Here is a 14,480-nt window from a genome sequence, read left to right on the forward strand (position 1 = left end):
AAATGAAGAGAATTTTAATACTTTTACTTCTTAGTTTATCACCACTTTTTTGCCTTAATTTAGATGAAAATTTAAGCGTTAAAAAACTTGATAATGGACTAACATATTATCTTTATGAAAATAGTGCATTAAAAGATAGCGTAAGTTTGATACTTCATATTAAAGCTGGATCAAGTGATGAAAAAGATAACGAAAGAGGTATTGCTCATTTTGTGGAGCATATGGCATTTAATGGCACAAAAGATTTTAGCAAAAACGAACTTATAAAAGCACTTGAGAGTCTTGGGGTAAAATTTGGACCAGATTTAAATGCTATGACGGGCTTTGATAAGACTATTTATAAGATTGATATTAAAAATGAAGGAGATAACCTTAATACCGCTTTAAAAGTGCTAGCAAATTTAGGTTTTAAGGTTAAATTTGAACCAAAGGACTTAGAAGCTGAAAAGGGTGTTATAGTAGCTGAAGATAAAAATCGCCAAAGTGGAATGCAGCGTGTTTTTGAACAAAGCTTACCTTACTATTATAAAGATAGTATCTATGAAAAGCGTCTGCCAATAGGCGATATGGATATCGTAAGATCAGCTACTTCAGAGCTTATGCGTGGTTTTTATGAGAGATATTATCAGCCAGATAATGCTAGTTTGATAGTGGTTGGTGATTTTAATAAAACTCAAATTTCAGATTTCATAAAAGTAAATTTTGGAGATATAAATGGTACTTCTGTTAAGAAAGATGATAAGCCTATCGGGTATTTTAATGAGATGGTTGTATTTAACGCTTTTGATAAAGATATAACAAATCAGAGTGTTAACTTTATGTTTGAAGGAAATTTCATACCAGAAAACTCATATGAAAATATTAAAGAGATGACCAAGGTTTATTATATTAGTACGCTTATTTCACTTATTAGTAACAAGCGTCAATCAAATGGCGATTCGCTAATAAAAAGTGCCTTTTATCCAATGGACCTTTATAATAAAAAATCTCTTAATACATTTAGCCTTTCAGTAGTTGATGGAAATTTCACAGCTTCGGTTGCTGAGTTTTCTACTATTTTAAAAGGCCTTAGAGAAAATGGTTTTAGCCAAAATCTTTTTGAAAATGCTAAAACAGACCTAAAAGCTCTAAATTTAACCTCTTTTAAAACAAGTTCATCAAGAAAAAACCAAAGCTATATAAATGAAATTTTAAACTATATAGATAGTAACACCACTTTTTTATCTCCAAAAGATAGCTATGAGATAAATGAGAAAATCTTAAATGAGCTAACGCTTGATGATATAAATGAGAAATTTTTAGACATTACTAAAAGCACTGGAGTTATAGTTAGTATCATCTCAAAAGATGAGCAAAATATCACAAAAGATGAAATTTTAGAAATTTATAAAAATGTAAAACCTTTAAATACTAGCGAAAAAGTTCTACCTAAAACTTTACTAGATGCAAATTTAAGCAAAGTTGATCCTATAAAAACTGAATTTGATGATAAGAATTTAATACACACTTATGAGTTTGAAAACGGTGCAAAAGTACACTTTAAAGAGATGGATACAGATAAAGAAACCGTTTATTTTAACGCATTTAAAAAGGGTGGTTATACAAATATTCCAAATATAAATGAGGCAATTTTTGCTGTAAATATCTCAAATGGAAGTGGTATTGGCGAATTTAACGACTATGAAGTTAGAACAATAACAGCTGGAGAGGTATTTAATTTTAGTAAATTTATAAATAGAGTTAGCCGTGGATATAGTGGAAGCTTTTTGGCTAAGGATATGGAGAGCTTTTTTAAGGCATTTTTTGTGGATTTTCACGCTCCAAAGATAGATGATAACTACTTTAAAAACTATATCACACTTAGCCTTGATACTTTAAAGAGAAATCTACTTCAGCCTGATTATAAATTTGCTTTAGAATTTAATGATTTTTATTACGCTGGAAATGAAAAGATGAAATTCGCAGATGAGAAATTTATAAACTCACTCGATAAAAACAGGCTTGAAATTTTGCTTAATGAGCTTTTTAGCAATGCTGGTGAGTATGAGTTTATCTTTGTTGGTGATATAAAAGCAGATAAATTTCTAGATATGGCTAGTAGATATATAGGAAATTTAAACGGTGATAAAAAACCTACTTCTATAAAAGATGATGGTATAAGAGAGATTGATGGGACTCATAAATTTGAGCGTAACTACTTAAGTGAAAATGTTTCAAAAAACACAATCATAGTAAAAAGCTATGATCTAAACTATACAGCTAAAAATGATATTGCACTTGAGCTTACCACAGCAGTTTTAAACACTCTTATGAGAGAGAAGATTCGCGAAGATGATGGAAAAGTTTATGGCATAAGTGCTTATCCAAGTCTAAGTGTTTTGCCTTATCAAAGAGCGATAACTTCAGTTTATTTTACAAGCGAAGTAAATCAAAAAGATGAAATTTATAGTGATGTAAAAGCTATAATGGAGAATTTAAAAGCTGGATATAAAGATGAAAAAGAGCTAAATAGTGCCAAAACAGTTAAAAAAGTAGAACTTGAAAAGAATTTTCAACAACCAGGTTTTTGGCTTATGAAAATGGTAAATTCGAAGCTTTTTGGCATAGAGTTTTTAAATTTTGACGAAAGTATAAAGCTTGTAGATAGCATAACTCTTGATGATATTAAAGAGATTTCAAATAAAGCTTTTGATTTTGAAAATGTAGTCATTAGTTCAAATATATATAAAGACTCAAATTTGACTAACTAAATTTATCTAAATTTAGGCTAAGTTTGGATATAATCAGCCTTTAAGAAACCAGTTTGGTTTATAAAATTTAAAGGCTTTTTATGAGTAAAAATCTAACTCTTTTTATCATTACAGGTGCAGTTTTAGGGGCTTTTGCAGCACTTTTAGTTAAGCTAGGAAATCCTGGCAATATGGGAATTTGTGCAGCTTGCTTTTTGCGTGATACAACTGGAGCACTTGGTTTTCACAATAATCAAGCTCTTCAATATGTTCGCCCAGAAATCATAGGTATTATTCTTGGTGGACTTTTAGCTTCTATAGTTTCTAAGGATTTTAAAGGCGTAAGCGGTTCATCACCATTTTCAAGATTTACACTTGGTGTTTTTGCTATGATTGGCTGCCTTGTGTTTTTAGGTTGTCCTTGGAGAGCGTTTTTAAGACTTGGTGGTGGCGATATGACGGCTATTTTTGGAGTTTTAGGTCTTGTAGCTGGAGTTTTTATAGGCAGAACTTTTAAGAAAAATGGCTATAAGTTAAATGAGACAAATAGCACTTCAGCAACCCTTGCAGCCCTTCCGATAATCTTAAGTGTTTTACTTTTAATAGCAGCTGTTGTAGGGCTTAAATTTGGCGAAAATGGTGCGATATTTAAGTCTGTAAAGGGTGTAGCAGCTCAACATGCAAGCGTTTTAGCCTCTTTAATTCTAGCGATTTGTGTTGGCTTTTTTGTTAAAAAATCTGGATTTTGCTCTGTCGGTGCTATATCTAGAGTGTTTGATAAGAAATTTGATATGATATGGGGCGTTATTGCGATAATTCTAGCAGCAACCATTTTAAATTTAGCTTTTGGAAACTATAAATTTGGTTTTGAAAATCAACCAATAGCGCATAATAATGTTATTTGGAATTTTTTAGGCATGACTTTGGCTGGGCTTTGCTTTTCTTTGAGTGAAGGTTGTCCTGGTAAGCACTTAGCACTAAGTGGTGGTGGAAATTTAAACTCAGTTATCTTTATCTTTGGAATGATGGCTGGAGCTGGAATTTCTCACAACTTTACTTTAGCTAGTTCTGGAGCAGGCATTACAAATTTTGCACCGTATGCTGTGATTTTTGGCTTTATCGTAGTTAGCTATATTGGATTTTCAAATATTAAAAAGTCTAACTTTTAAATAAACTTATATAAAACTCACGCTTTAAATTTAATAAAGCATGAGTTTTAAATACTATCTTTTATAAGCCCCAAATAGCGTTATAGCTGCTCCTATAAAAACTCCAGATATACTAAAGATTTTAACTCCACTTAAAGCACCAATTACACCAAAAATTCCACCAACTATCATGGCTGTAATGCCAAATTTCTCTATGACTTTACCATTTAAAATCATCGCTACAAAAACTGGAGCTACAACTCCACTTACATATATATCATTTGCCATAAGCAAAAATCCAAGTATACTTTTGCCCCAAAATGTTAGCACAACTCCAATAAATCCAAAGATAAGTGTAAAAATTCTAAAAGTTTTAAGTGAGCTACTTTTTAATATATCATTACAAAAAACACTGCTTGCTGTAATAAGACATGAATCGGCTGAAGAGATGATAGCTGATAGAAGTGCAACTAAAAGAAACAGTCCTAAAAATGGTGGAAGGATTGAGTAAATTCCAGTTGTAAGAGCAGTATCAGGTAAAATTTCACTATTTAAAAATGGCTTAGAAATCAAAGCTATTATTACTATTAAAACTGCACCAATAACTATCCCAGCCACCCCAAAAATAGCTCCAGCTTTAGCGTGACTCTCATCTTTGGCGCTTAAAATTCTACCAAAAAGCATAGGGCAAACTACATAGCTACCACCTAGGATTATCATAAAATAACTAAGTCTATCAAGGTTAAAGCTTTCATTTATAAGTTCAAATTTAATCCCTTCAAAACTAGCGCCTTTACTAAAAATAAGCCATAAAAATACCAAAATAAAAGCACTATAAATAACAAAAGTTTGAATTAAATCACTTCTTAAAACACTAGCTTGACCACCTAAAACCGTATATCCTACTATCATAAAAGCTGATATAAAAATAGAAATTTCAAAGCTAACTCCAGCCATAGTGCTAATTATCCGTCCACCTGCTGAAATTTGAGCTGCTAATATAGAAGCCCAAGCTATGGTAATGATTATAGCTGATAAGACTCTAGCTTTTTTGCCGATATAATACTCAAGCATTTGTGGCATGGTTAAAGCACCGCTTTGTGAGACTTTTTTAGCTAAAAAGATAGTTAGGATAATAAGCCCGCTTGCGCCACTTAGCAGCCACCAAACAGCAGGAAATCCAACTTCAAGTGATAAGCCAACCATTCCAATAGTTGCACTTCCGCCCACACAAGATGCTATTATTGAGCCACCTACTAAAAGATAGCTAGCATTTTTATTTGAGATGACATATGAGTTTAAAGAGCTTTTTTTAAACTGCCAAATTCCAATCCCAAATAAAAACGCTGTGTAAATTAATAAAACTATCATTTGTAAGACCTAGTTTTTATAGACTCATATATGGCATCACATAGCTTTTTTAATTCATCTTTTGTTACATTAAATTGTGGCATGGTGTAGATATTTTTACCAAAAGGCCTTATCCATACTCCATTTTCTACAAAAAATTCTTGAATTTTTTCTACATTTACTTCGCTATCTATCTCAACAACACCTATTGCGCCAAATACCCTAACATCTACTACTTCAGGAAGTTTTTTGCACTTTTCTAGCTCAAATTTAAGCTCTTTTTCAATATCCTTAACTCTATTTTTAAAATTTATACTTTGCAAATACTCTATACTTGCAAGTGCTACACTACAAGCTAAAGGGTTTGCCATAAATGTTGGTCCGTGCATAAAAACTCTTTTGTTTTGACAGATCGTATCTGCTACATCTTTGGTGCAAATAGTTGCTGCAAAGCTCATATATCCTGCGGTTAAGGCTTTTCCAATGCACATAATATCTGGAGTTACGCCTGCTACACTACTAGCAAAATACTCACCAAGTCTGCCAAATCCAGTTGCAACTTCATCAAAAATTAAAAGCGCACCTATCTCATCGCACTTTTTACGAAGAAATTTAAGATAATTTTCATGGTAAAACCACATTCCACCAGCACCTTGAACGAGTGGTTCAACGATGATGGCAGCTATTTTATCAGAGTTTTTAGAAATTATCTCTTCGTAAGGTTTTAATGTTTTTTCATCAAAAATTTCACCAAATTTACACTTTGGTTTTGGAGCAAATATCTGTTTAGATAAAATTCCACCAAACATAGAGTGCATGCCAGTGGTAGGATCGCACACGCCCATAGCACCAAAAGTATCGCCATGATATCCACCAAGGATAGTTAGAATTTTGTTTTTATTAGGATCTTTGTTTTGCTGATACTGAATCGCCATTTTAAGAGCCACTTCAACACTAACTGAACCACTATCACAGTAGAAAATTTTATCCATTCCTTTTGGTAAAATTTCAAGCAGTTTTTTGCCTAAATTTATAGCTGGAGCGTGAGTAAAACCGCCAAACATTATGTGAGAAAGCGAGTTGATTTGCTTTATGATAGAACTATTTATGCTAGGAATATTGTATCCACCATACGCACACCACCAAGAACACATTCCATCAAGCAAAGTTTTACCTTCAACTTCTATGTAGCTACCATTTGCACTTTTTACGCCGTAACTTTTAAGGGGCGATATGCTAGAAGTGTAGGGGTGAAAAAGGTGGTTTTTATCAAATTCAAGGTCTATTTTTTGCGTATTAGGCTTAAAATTTTTAACAAAATTTAGAAGTTTTTTAGAAGCACTATCAATACTTTCGCCGCTATTTATAACAACTATTTCACCTTTAAAATTTAGACGCAAATACTCTATGTTTGATCTAGAAATTTCACTTTTTTCATCGCTAAGATTTAAAACTAGAAGCGGGGTTTTAATACCATAATTTTTTAAAGTTTTGAGTGATAAAATTGTGTGATTGATGGCACCAAGCTTGTTTGAAGCTACTAAAACAGTTGGTAAATCTAGCCTTTTGATAAGATCAATCATGGTTTGATTATCATTTAACGGAACAAAAAGCCCACCCGCTCCTTCAACTAAAACTTCTTTGTGATTACTCAAAAATTCATTGCAGTAGTTAACGCACTTTTCTAACTCTATTTCTACTCCATCAGCTTTTGCTGCAAGGTGCGGGGAAGTGGCTAAATTTAGAGCGTAAAGTGGAGAAAAATTGTTGTTAGGATTTACGCTTTTATAGACTTTGGTATCTAAAGCATCGCTATTTTCGCATCCGCTTTGGACAGGCTTTATTGCTACAGCATCTTTACCTAAGTCAAGATAAGCTTTTAAAAGTGAAGCTGTTATAAATGTTTTACCAACATCAGTATCGGTTCCGGTTATAAATAAACTCATTTTAAATGCTCCTAATGATTGTAATTTTATTTTGAAATTTTAGTATATCATATGGTAGATTTGCTCATAAGCTCTAATTTAAGAGCTTATGAGTTATCATGTTAATTTTAACAAGAGTAGCATGTTTTAAATTCAAAAGCTGTAGGTCTTGACTCATAAGGCCAAACTTGAGTTTTGAATTTAAAGATCTGATAAGCTTGAACAAACTCATCACTCATTACAGGTTTTAAGTAAGCATTGTCTCTAATAAGAGCTTCAAGCGAGCCACGAAGTGTGTGTGGGAGTTGCTCGATGCCTTTTTGTCTTATCTCATCAAGAGTTAGTTCAAAAAGATCTATATCCATAGGGCCAACTGGCTCGATTTTGTTTTTTATGCCATCTATTCCAGCCATAAGTAGTCCAGCAAAAGCTAAGTAAGGACAAGATGTTGAGTCAGGGAAACGAATCTCAACTCTAGTTGATTTCTCGCCTGCACCATAAGGAATTCTAATGCTTGCAGAGCGGTTTTGACTAGAATATGTAAGTATAGAAGGTGCTTCAAAGCCAGGTATTAAGCGTTTAAAGCTATTTGTGCTTGCATTTGTTAAAGCTGTTAGACTTCTAGCATGTCTTAAAACACCGCCGATATAGTGTCTTGCCATATCGCTTAGGTTTGCGTAATTGCCTTTTTGATAAAATAAATTTACACCATCTTTCCAGATACTTTGATGTACATGCATACCGCTTCCATTATCACCATATAGTGGTTTTGGCATAAAGGTTGCAGTTTTGCCATTTAAATGAGCTACCATTTTTACAACATATTTATACTTTTGGACATTATCAGCAGCTTCAACTAGTGTGCCAAATTTAACGCCTATTTCGCCTTGAGCTTGACCTGCTTCATGGTGGTTGATAAATGTTTCAAGACCAATTTGTTCTAAAACTTGCACCATCTCAGCTCTTAAATCAACCATTGTATCAACTGGCTGAACTGGAGCGTAAGCACCTTTTGGACCTGCGTGGTGACCTGTATTGTACCCATCAATATACTCTTTATCACTATTCCAAGAGCCTTCCTCACTATCTACTTGATACATCGCGTAGTTTGGATTATCATTAAACTTTACATTATCAAAGATAAAAAACTCATTTTCAGGACCAAAATAACAAGTATCACCCAAACCGCTTTCTTTTAAAAACTCCTCAGCTTTTTTAGCGATTGAGCGAGGACATTTTTCATACATTTGCTCTTTGTAAATATCATAAATATCACAAATTACAACAGCAGTAACATCAGCAGTAAAAGGATCTAAAAAAGTAGTTGTTATATCAGGAATGAAAATCATATCTGATTTATGTATCGGTTGCCACGCTGGAATGCTACTTCCATCAAAAGGAATGCCTTTATGAAAATCATCAGCAAGGCGTTTGTAGTTATAGCTCATATGGTGCCAAGTACCAGCCATATCAGTAAAGCGAAAGTCTATAAATTCTACTTCATTTTCAGTACAAAATTTATGAAACTCATCTATATTTTTTACAAATTTACCCATTATATCTCCTTAGGTTTAAAAGCCTTTATTTTAGCATTAAAGAGATAAAATTTGGGTAAAATTTAGCTAAAATATATATTTTTTTACAAACTTTAAAATATCAGTATCGCTAGTTTTTATATCAATAACCTCTACACCATCTAAATCTACATCTTTTGGATTATCAGATATTACTACAACTTTAGCTATTGGGTTTGTGTTTTTAATAACCTTTTTAAATATTTTTGCTTGAGTTAGACCTGTTATTATTACTCTATATAGATTGTTTTGTAAAAGATTTTCTATCTCTAAAGAGTTTTGAGCAGTGTCTATTTTTTGTGATACATTTTGTAAGGTATCTTTGTAAAAGTTGTTTTCAACGCCACTATCTTTGCATATTAAAATATCTTTGTAATTTACAAATTCTCCATTGATAAGTGAGTTTTTATTTACCATTTTTCTGAATTTAACAGGCTCTTTTTTTACTATATTTTTAAGCACTTTTGTTGGTTCTTTGAAGGTTTTTAGTAGAGTTTTAGGGACTTGTTTAATTATAGTTTTTGTTTTTTGTTTTTTACCTTTTAGCTCTTTTGGTAAAAAGATTTTTAACATTTGATATATTGTTGTTTTCTTGACTGGTTTTGTGCAGTATTCATCTAAACCTTGCGACATAAAGCGTTCTCTATCTCCTTTTAGGGCATTTGCAGTAACTGCAATTATTGGTATAGCTTTTAGTTTATTTTGTCTTTCATAGGCTTTTATCTGTCTAGTTGCTTCAATTCCATCCATAACAGGCATTGCTATATCCATAAATATAAGATCAAAATTTTTCTCTCTTCTTTGCTGTATGGCTAATTCTCCATTTTCTACAATAGTTAGTTCAATTCCAGGGTCTGTTAGAATATGCTTCATAAGTTTTTGATTTATTGGATTGTCTTCTACCACCATAATTTTTACATTGTTAAAAACAATATTTTCTTCTTCATTAGGATTTGTTGGTATGATTTCTGTAACTTCTTCTTCAACATACTCAGTAACTCTTCTCATAACCTCTTTATACTCTGTTGTATATATTTTTGTTAGCTCTTTTGTCTCAGTGCTAATTTCTACTTCAACTAAATCATCTTTTGGTTTTTGAAAATTGCTTAAGTTTTGATCTGATTTTGTATCTTCTTTAGGAGGAATTTTTTTCTGTTCATCTGAAAAATTTATATTTGGTTCGTCATTAAGGCTGATTATTGTATCTCCATCCATTTTTAAAACAACATCTTCTATGTCTAATTTGTTATTTTTTAAATTTTGGATCTCAAATATATGGCTACTTTTGGTGCTAGGTTTTTTAATACCATCTTCTTTGGTTATTTTTTCTGTAGTTGGAATTTCTACTTCTTTTTTAATTTCTTTGGTTTTTTTTGGAAGATTATTTATTTTCTTCTTTTTTAGTTCTGATATATCTCTTAGTTTTATATCTTTTTTAAGTTTTACCAAAGCCTCTAAAACATCCAAAAAATCCTTATCAACATTATCTAAAAGTAAAGTCATTTTTTTTCCTTGCTAAAGATATACTTTGTGATTTTATCTAAAGTAAACTTTAAATAAATTTAATCTTTATATTACACTTTTTAATACCTTCATTAATGTATCAATTTCTATGCTTAAGAAGTCCAGAATTGCCGAACTTTTACTAGGTTTGTCTTGATTTGTATCTACCCAATAATAATCCCCTGTAAAATTTATCTTATATCCTAAATTTTTAAAAATTTCTCTTATCTTATCATCTGATTTTTTAAAATTGATTAGTATAGCCGATCCGCTATTGATATTTCTTATGCTAAATTTATCTTCAAATTTTGTTAATTTTATTAAAAGTTCAGCTTTTTTAGTTTTGTATAGTTTTTTTAGGCGGTTAAGATATCTCTCAAAATAGCCATCATCTATAAATTTAGCTAAGGTAAGTTGTTCAAAAATCGGCACAGTTGATGAGTAAAAACTAAGTCTTTTTTCAAATTCACTCATTAAATTTTCTGGTAAAACCATATAGCTAATTCTTAAGGTTGGAAGTAGAGTTTTAGAAAATGTACTCATATATATAACTCCATTGGGTGCTAGGTTTTTAAGGGGTGAAATTGCTCGTCCGCTTAAATTTATCTCGCCTAAAAAGTTATCTTCTATGATAAATTTGTTCTCTTTATTAGCCCAATTTACAAGTTTTAGGCGAGTTTTTATACTTAAAGTTTTACCAGTTGGAAAGTGGTTTGTTGGCGAAATGTGAAGATAGCTAACTTGCTTTAAATTTGACTCGTCTAATGTGTTAAGACTTAAACATTTAGCACCAAGACTTTCATAAATTTGCCTGATTTTAAGGTGATTTGGATCTTCTGTAGCGTAAATTTTATCAGTTCCTAAAAGTTGAGCGATAAGCGTATATAAATATTCCGTTCCAGCACCAACTATAACTAAATCTGGCTTAGTTTTTAGCCCAAGATAAGCATTTAGGTGTTTACAAATAGCAGCTCTTAGCTCAAAAGAACCCTTATATGGCACGCTTTGTAAAAATCTTAAACTGTTTTCACGCATGAGTTTTCGCCAAGTTGAAAATGGAAAATTTAAAAACTCTAAATTTGGTGAGCTTAAATTTATAAGCTCTTTTTGTCTGTTTTTTAATTTTAATGGCTTTTGAGATTTTTGATTTTCTAAAACTAAAACTCCACTACTTACAAAGTAGCCTTTTTTAGGAACTGAATATATAAAACCTTGAGCTAAAAGCTCACTATAAGCACTCATAACAGTTGTAACACTTATGTTTAAGTGATTTGCTAAAGCTCTTTTGGATGGGAGTTTTCCTGAAATTTTACCACTTAAAATATCATCTTTTAAGCACTCAAAAAGCTCTTCATAAAGAGCTAAATTTTTGTTTCCTAACTCATAAGTTATCACTATCTGGTATCCTTAAATTTTCTAAAAATGGGTATTTACATGGTACCAGATTTTATGTAAGATAGCCCTTAAATTTTTAAGGAGATTAAATGGTAGAATTTATAAAAAGAGCAAACGAAGCTACAAAAAGCTTTATGGGTGGGGTTATAATGGATGTTGTAACACCTGATCAAGCAAAAATTGCTGAAGATAGCGGTGCTGTTGCTGTTATGGCACTAGAGCGAGTTCCAGCTGATATAAGAGCTGCTGGTGGGGTTTCAAGGATGAGTGATCCAAAGATGATAAAAAGCATAATAGACGCTGTAAAAATCCCAGTTATGGCAAAGTGTAGAATCGGTCACATCGTAGAAGCTAGAGTTTTAGAAAGCATTGGCATTGATTTTATCGATGAGAGCGAGGTTTTAAGCCCAGCTGATAATGTATATCATGTAAATAAAAGAGAATTTAAAACGCCTTTTGTTTGTGGTGCTAGAAATTTAGGTGAAGCACTTAGGAGAATTAGCGAAGGTGCGATGATGATAAGAACAAAAGGCGAGGCTGGAACTGGCGATGTAGTCCAAGCTGTAACTCACCTAAGAGCCATAATGAGCGATATTAGACGCATTTCAAATTTAAATTTAGACGAGCTTTTTAATGAAGCTAAAAATTTAGGCGTAAGCTACGAACTACTTTTATATGTGCATAAAAACGCCTCTTTACCAGTAGCAAATTTTAGCGCTGGAGGAGTTGCCACGCCAGCAGATGCTGCTTTAATGAGAGTTTTAGGAGCCCAGGGCGTTTTTGTTGGAAGTGGAATTTTCAAATCAGGAAATCCGCAAAAAAGAGCAAAAGCTATCGTAAAAGCTACTCAAAACTACGATAATCCTGATATTATTGCTGAAGTTAGCGAGGATTTAGGTGAAGCGATGGTTGGCATAAATGAAGATGAGATAAAAACGATAATGGCAAATAGAGGAAATTGATAATTTAGATATAACTTAAAATTTGCTATTTGTTTTGGTAAAACTTCTACTTTTAAAGATATTTTGGTTTTATAGTAAATTTTATCTTAAAACTTTTTTGATATAATCCGTCCATTTGAAATTTAAGGATTACTTTGAAAAAACCAGAATTATTAGCCCCAGCAGGAAATTTAACTAAGCTTAAAATCGCTCTTGCTTACGGGGCAGACGCTGTTTATGCAAGTGTTGGAAGTTTTTCTTTAAGGCAGCGCTCAGCTAGGGAATTTACGATTGAAACTTTTACTGAGGGCATAAAACTTGCTCATAAAAAGGGTGCTAAATTTTACGCTACAGTAAATGGTTTTCCAGTAAATGTCCAGATAGAAAACATTAAAAAACATCTTAAAATGCTCGGTGATTTGGGAGTTGATGGCATTATAATCGCAACTCCTGGAGTTATAAATTTAGCAAAAGAATTTGCACCAAATGCCCAAATTCATCTCTCAACTCAAGCAAATGTAATGAACTATCTTGATGCAAATATCTATCATCAAATGGGCGCAAGTAGAATAGTAGCAGCAAGAGAGATGAATCTAAAAGATGCTGTTAAGATAAAAGAGATGGTGCCAAATTTAGAGATTGAAATTTTTATACATGGTTCTATGTGTTTTGCTTATAGTGGGCGTTGTTTGATATCAGCTGTTCAAAGTGGGAGATTTTCAAATCGTGGGGCGTGCGCTAATGATTGTCGTTTCAACTACGAACTTTACGCTAAAAACGAAGAAAAAGGCACGCTTTTTAGAATAGAAGAAGATAGCTCTGGAACCTACATTATGAACTCAAAAGATCTAAATTTAAGCTCGTATGTAGAACAAATCATAAAAACTAACGCCATTGATAGCTTTAAAATAGAAGGTCGAACAAAAAGTGAGTACTATGTAGCTTGTACGACAAATGCGTATAGAATGGCAATTGATGATGCAATGGCTGGCAAATTTGATGCTAGTATTTATGAAAAAGAGTTAGCAACTTTAAACAACCGTGGCTTTACTGATGGATATTTGGTAAGTCGTCCATTTGAGAAAAATAGCACTCAAAATTTAGATGAGGTTTTAGAACAAGGCACTCACAAAACTCACGCTATAACTGAAGATGGACTTAGTTTTAAGAGCAAAGGCATGCTTAAAAAAGGTGTATCTTATGAGATTTTTGCACCACAAAATGCTGAAATTTTGGAAGTAGATAATGAAATAGGGCGAATTTATAAACAAAACAGCAAATTTTGGCTAGAATTTAAGAGTTTAAAAAATGAAAATGCTAAGGAATTTGATGAAGTTCATAGCGGGAATTTAAATGCTATTTTATCTCCTGCTAAGCTTCCAGAATTTAGCTTTTTAAGAAAGGAAAACTAGATGTTTGTATCTATTATAATGGGAAGTAAAAGCGATATTGATATCGTAAATGAAGCAGTTAAGGTGCTTGAGAATTTTGGAGTAAAGCACGAAGTTATAGTTAGTTCAGCTCATAGAAGTGGCGAAAGAACAGCAAAATATGTAAAAGAATCAGAAGCAAAAGGAGCTGGAGTATTTATTTGTGTAGCGGGTATGGCAGCGCATTTAGCAGGTGTTGTGGCAAGTTTAACCACTAAACCAGTTCTTGGTGTTCCTGCAACAGGTGGGGCATTAAATGGGCTTGATGCTTTGTATTCAACTGTTCAGATGCCAGGTGGGATTCCAGTTGGAACATTTGCTATTGGCAAAGCTGGAGCGAAAAATGCAGCTTATCAAGCAGTTCAAATTCTAGCTCTTAACTCAAATGAGCTTACTTTAAAGCTTAAAAGTGATCGTGAAAATATGGCTAAAAAAGTAGCTGAAGATTCAGCTAGTGTTGAAATTTTACTTCCAAAAGAGTAGTT

The 14,480-nt window shown here is 32.5% G+C and carries 10 protein-coding genes; 5 read left to right on the forward strand and 5 right to left on the reverse strand.

All coding sequences use genetic code 11. The annotated features are described in order from the left end of the window. Positions 1-2 precede the first annotated feature (2 nt). A complete protein-coding gene (locus CCORG_RS02605; RefSeq protein WP_025802986.1) occupies positions 3-2,750 on the forward strand; it encodes a M16 family metallopeptidase in 2,748 nt (915 codons plus the stop codon). A gap of 80 nt (positions 2,751-2,830) precedes the next feature. Beyond that, positions 2,831-3,898, forward strand: coding sequence for a YedE family putative selenium transporter (gene yedE / locus CCORG_RS02610; protein ID WP_025802985.1), 1,068 nt, complete (start codon positions 2,831-2,833; stop codon positions 3,896-3,898). Positions 3,899-3,952: 54 nt separating this feature from the next. Here the strand turns inward: yedE and CCORG_RS02615 are convergent, their stop codons facing one another. From CCORG_RS02615 to pdxR, 5 genes are all read right to left on the reverse strand, one after another. Next, positions 3,953-5,248 (reverse strand): sodium:solute symporter family protein, encoded by a 1,296-nt coding sequence (locus tag CCORG_RS02615; protein WP_034971449.1) that lies wholly within the window; start codon positions 5,246-5,248, stop codon positions 3,953-3,955. Further along, the gene (bioA, locus tag CCORG_RS02620) at positions 5,245-7,173 is read right to left on the reverse strand and encodes an adenosylmethionine--8-amino-7-oxononanoate transaminase (RefSeq protein ID WP_025802984.1); all 1,929 of its coding nucleotides are present in this window, start codon (positions 7,171-7,173) and stop codon (positions 5,245-5,247) included. Before bioA ends, CCORG_RS02615 begins: the two co-directional genes overlap by 4 nt. A 107-nt stretch (positions 7,174-7,280) precedes the next feature. Next, positions 7,281-8,708, reverse strand: coding sequence for a type I glutamate--ammonia ligase (gene glnA, locus CCORG_RS02625; protein ID WP_025802983.1), 1,428 nt, complete (start codon positions 8,706-8,708; stop codon positions 7,281-7,283). A 66-nt stretch (positions 8,709-8,774) separates the two neighbouring features. Continuing rightward, positions 8,775-10,229: a response regulator gene (locus tag CCORG_RS02630; RefSeq protein ID WP_025802982.1), complete on the reverse strand. Its 1,455-nt coding sequence runs from the start codon at positions 10,227-10,229 to the stop codon at positions 8,775-8,777. A 66-nt stretch (positions 10,230-10,295) separates the two neighbouring features. Further along, on the reverse strand, positions 10,296-11,624 hold the full coding sequence (gene pdxR / locus CCORG_RS02635) for a MocR-like pyridoxine biosynthesis transcription factor PdxR (RefSeq protein WP_025802981.1): 1,329 nt from the start codon (positions 11,622-11,624) through the stop codon (positions 10,296-10,298). 89 nt (positions 11,625-11,713) lie between these two features. Between pdxR and pdxS the strand changes: the two genes are divergently transcribed. From pdxS to purE, 3 genes are all read left to right on the forward strand, one after another. Further along, on the forward strand, positions 11,714-12,586 hold the full coding sequence (pdxS, locus tag CCORG_RS02640) for a pyridoxal 5'-phosphate synthase lyase subunit PdxS (RefSeq protein ID WP_051487257.1): 873 nt from the start codon (positions 11,714-11,716) through the stop codon (positions 12,584-12,586). A gap of 134 nt (positions 12,587-12,720) precedes the next feature. After that, positions 12,721-13,977: a peptidase U32 family protein gene (locus CCORG_RS02645; RefSeq protein WP_025802979.1), complete on the forward strand. Its 1,257-nt coding sequence runs from the start codon at positions 12,721-12,723 to the stop codon at positions 13,975-13,977. Next, positions 13,978-14,478 carry a 5-(carboxyamino)imidazole ribonucleotide mutase gene (purE, locus tag CCORG_RS02650; RefSeq protein WP_025802978.1) on the forward strand — a complete coding sequence of 167 codons (501 nt, stop codon included), beginning with the start codon at positions 13,978-13,980 and terminating at the stop codon, positions 14,476-14,478. Positions 14,479-14,480: the final 2 nt, after the last annotated feature.

Source organism: Campylobacter corcagiensis, assembly GCF_013201645.1.
In the GTDB taxonomy this organism is placed as follows: domain Bacteria; phylum Campylobacterota; class Campylobacteria; order Campylobacterales; family Campylobacteraceae; genus Campylobacter_B; species Campylobacter_B corcagiensis.

Bases quoted from the DNA above. Each gene is read 5' to 3' on its own strand.
- CCORG_RS02605 (WP_025802986.1), top strand. From the start codon at position 3: ATGAAGAGAATTTTAATACTTTTACTTCTTAGTTTATCACCACTTTTT.
- yedE (WP_025802985.1), top strand. From the start codon at position 2,831: ATGAGTAAAAATCTAACTCTTTTTATCATTACAGGTGCAGTTTTAGGG.
- CCORG_RS02615 (WP_034971449.1), bottom strand. From the start codon at position 5,248: ATGATAGTTTTATTAATTTACACAGCGTTTTTATTTGGGATTGGAATT.
- bioA (WP_025802984.1), bottom strand. From the start codon at position 7,173: ATGAGTTTATTTATAACCGGAACCGATACTGATGTTGGTAAAACATTT.
- glnA (WP_025802983.1), bottom strand. From the start codon at position 8,708: ATGGGTAAATTTGTAAAAAATATAGATGAGTTTCATAAATTTTGTACT.
- CCORG_RS02630 (WP_025802982.1), bottom strand. From the start codon at position 10,229: ATGACTTTACTTTTAGATAATGTTGATAAGGATTTTTTGGATGTTTTA.
- pdxS (WP_051487257.1), top strand. From the start codon at position 11,714: ATGGTAGAATTTATAAAAAGAGCAAACGAAGCTACAAAAAGCTTTATG.
- purE (WP_025802978.1), top strand. From the start codon at position 13,978: ATGTTTGTATCTATTATAATGGGAAGTAAAAGCGATATTGATATCGTA.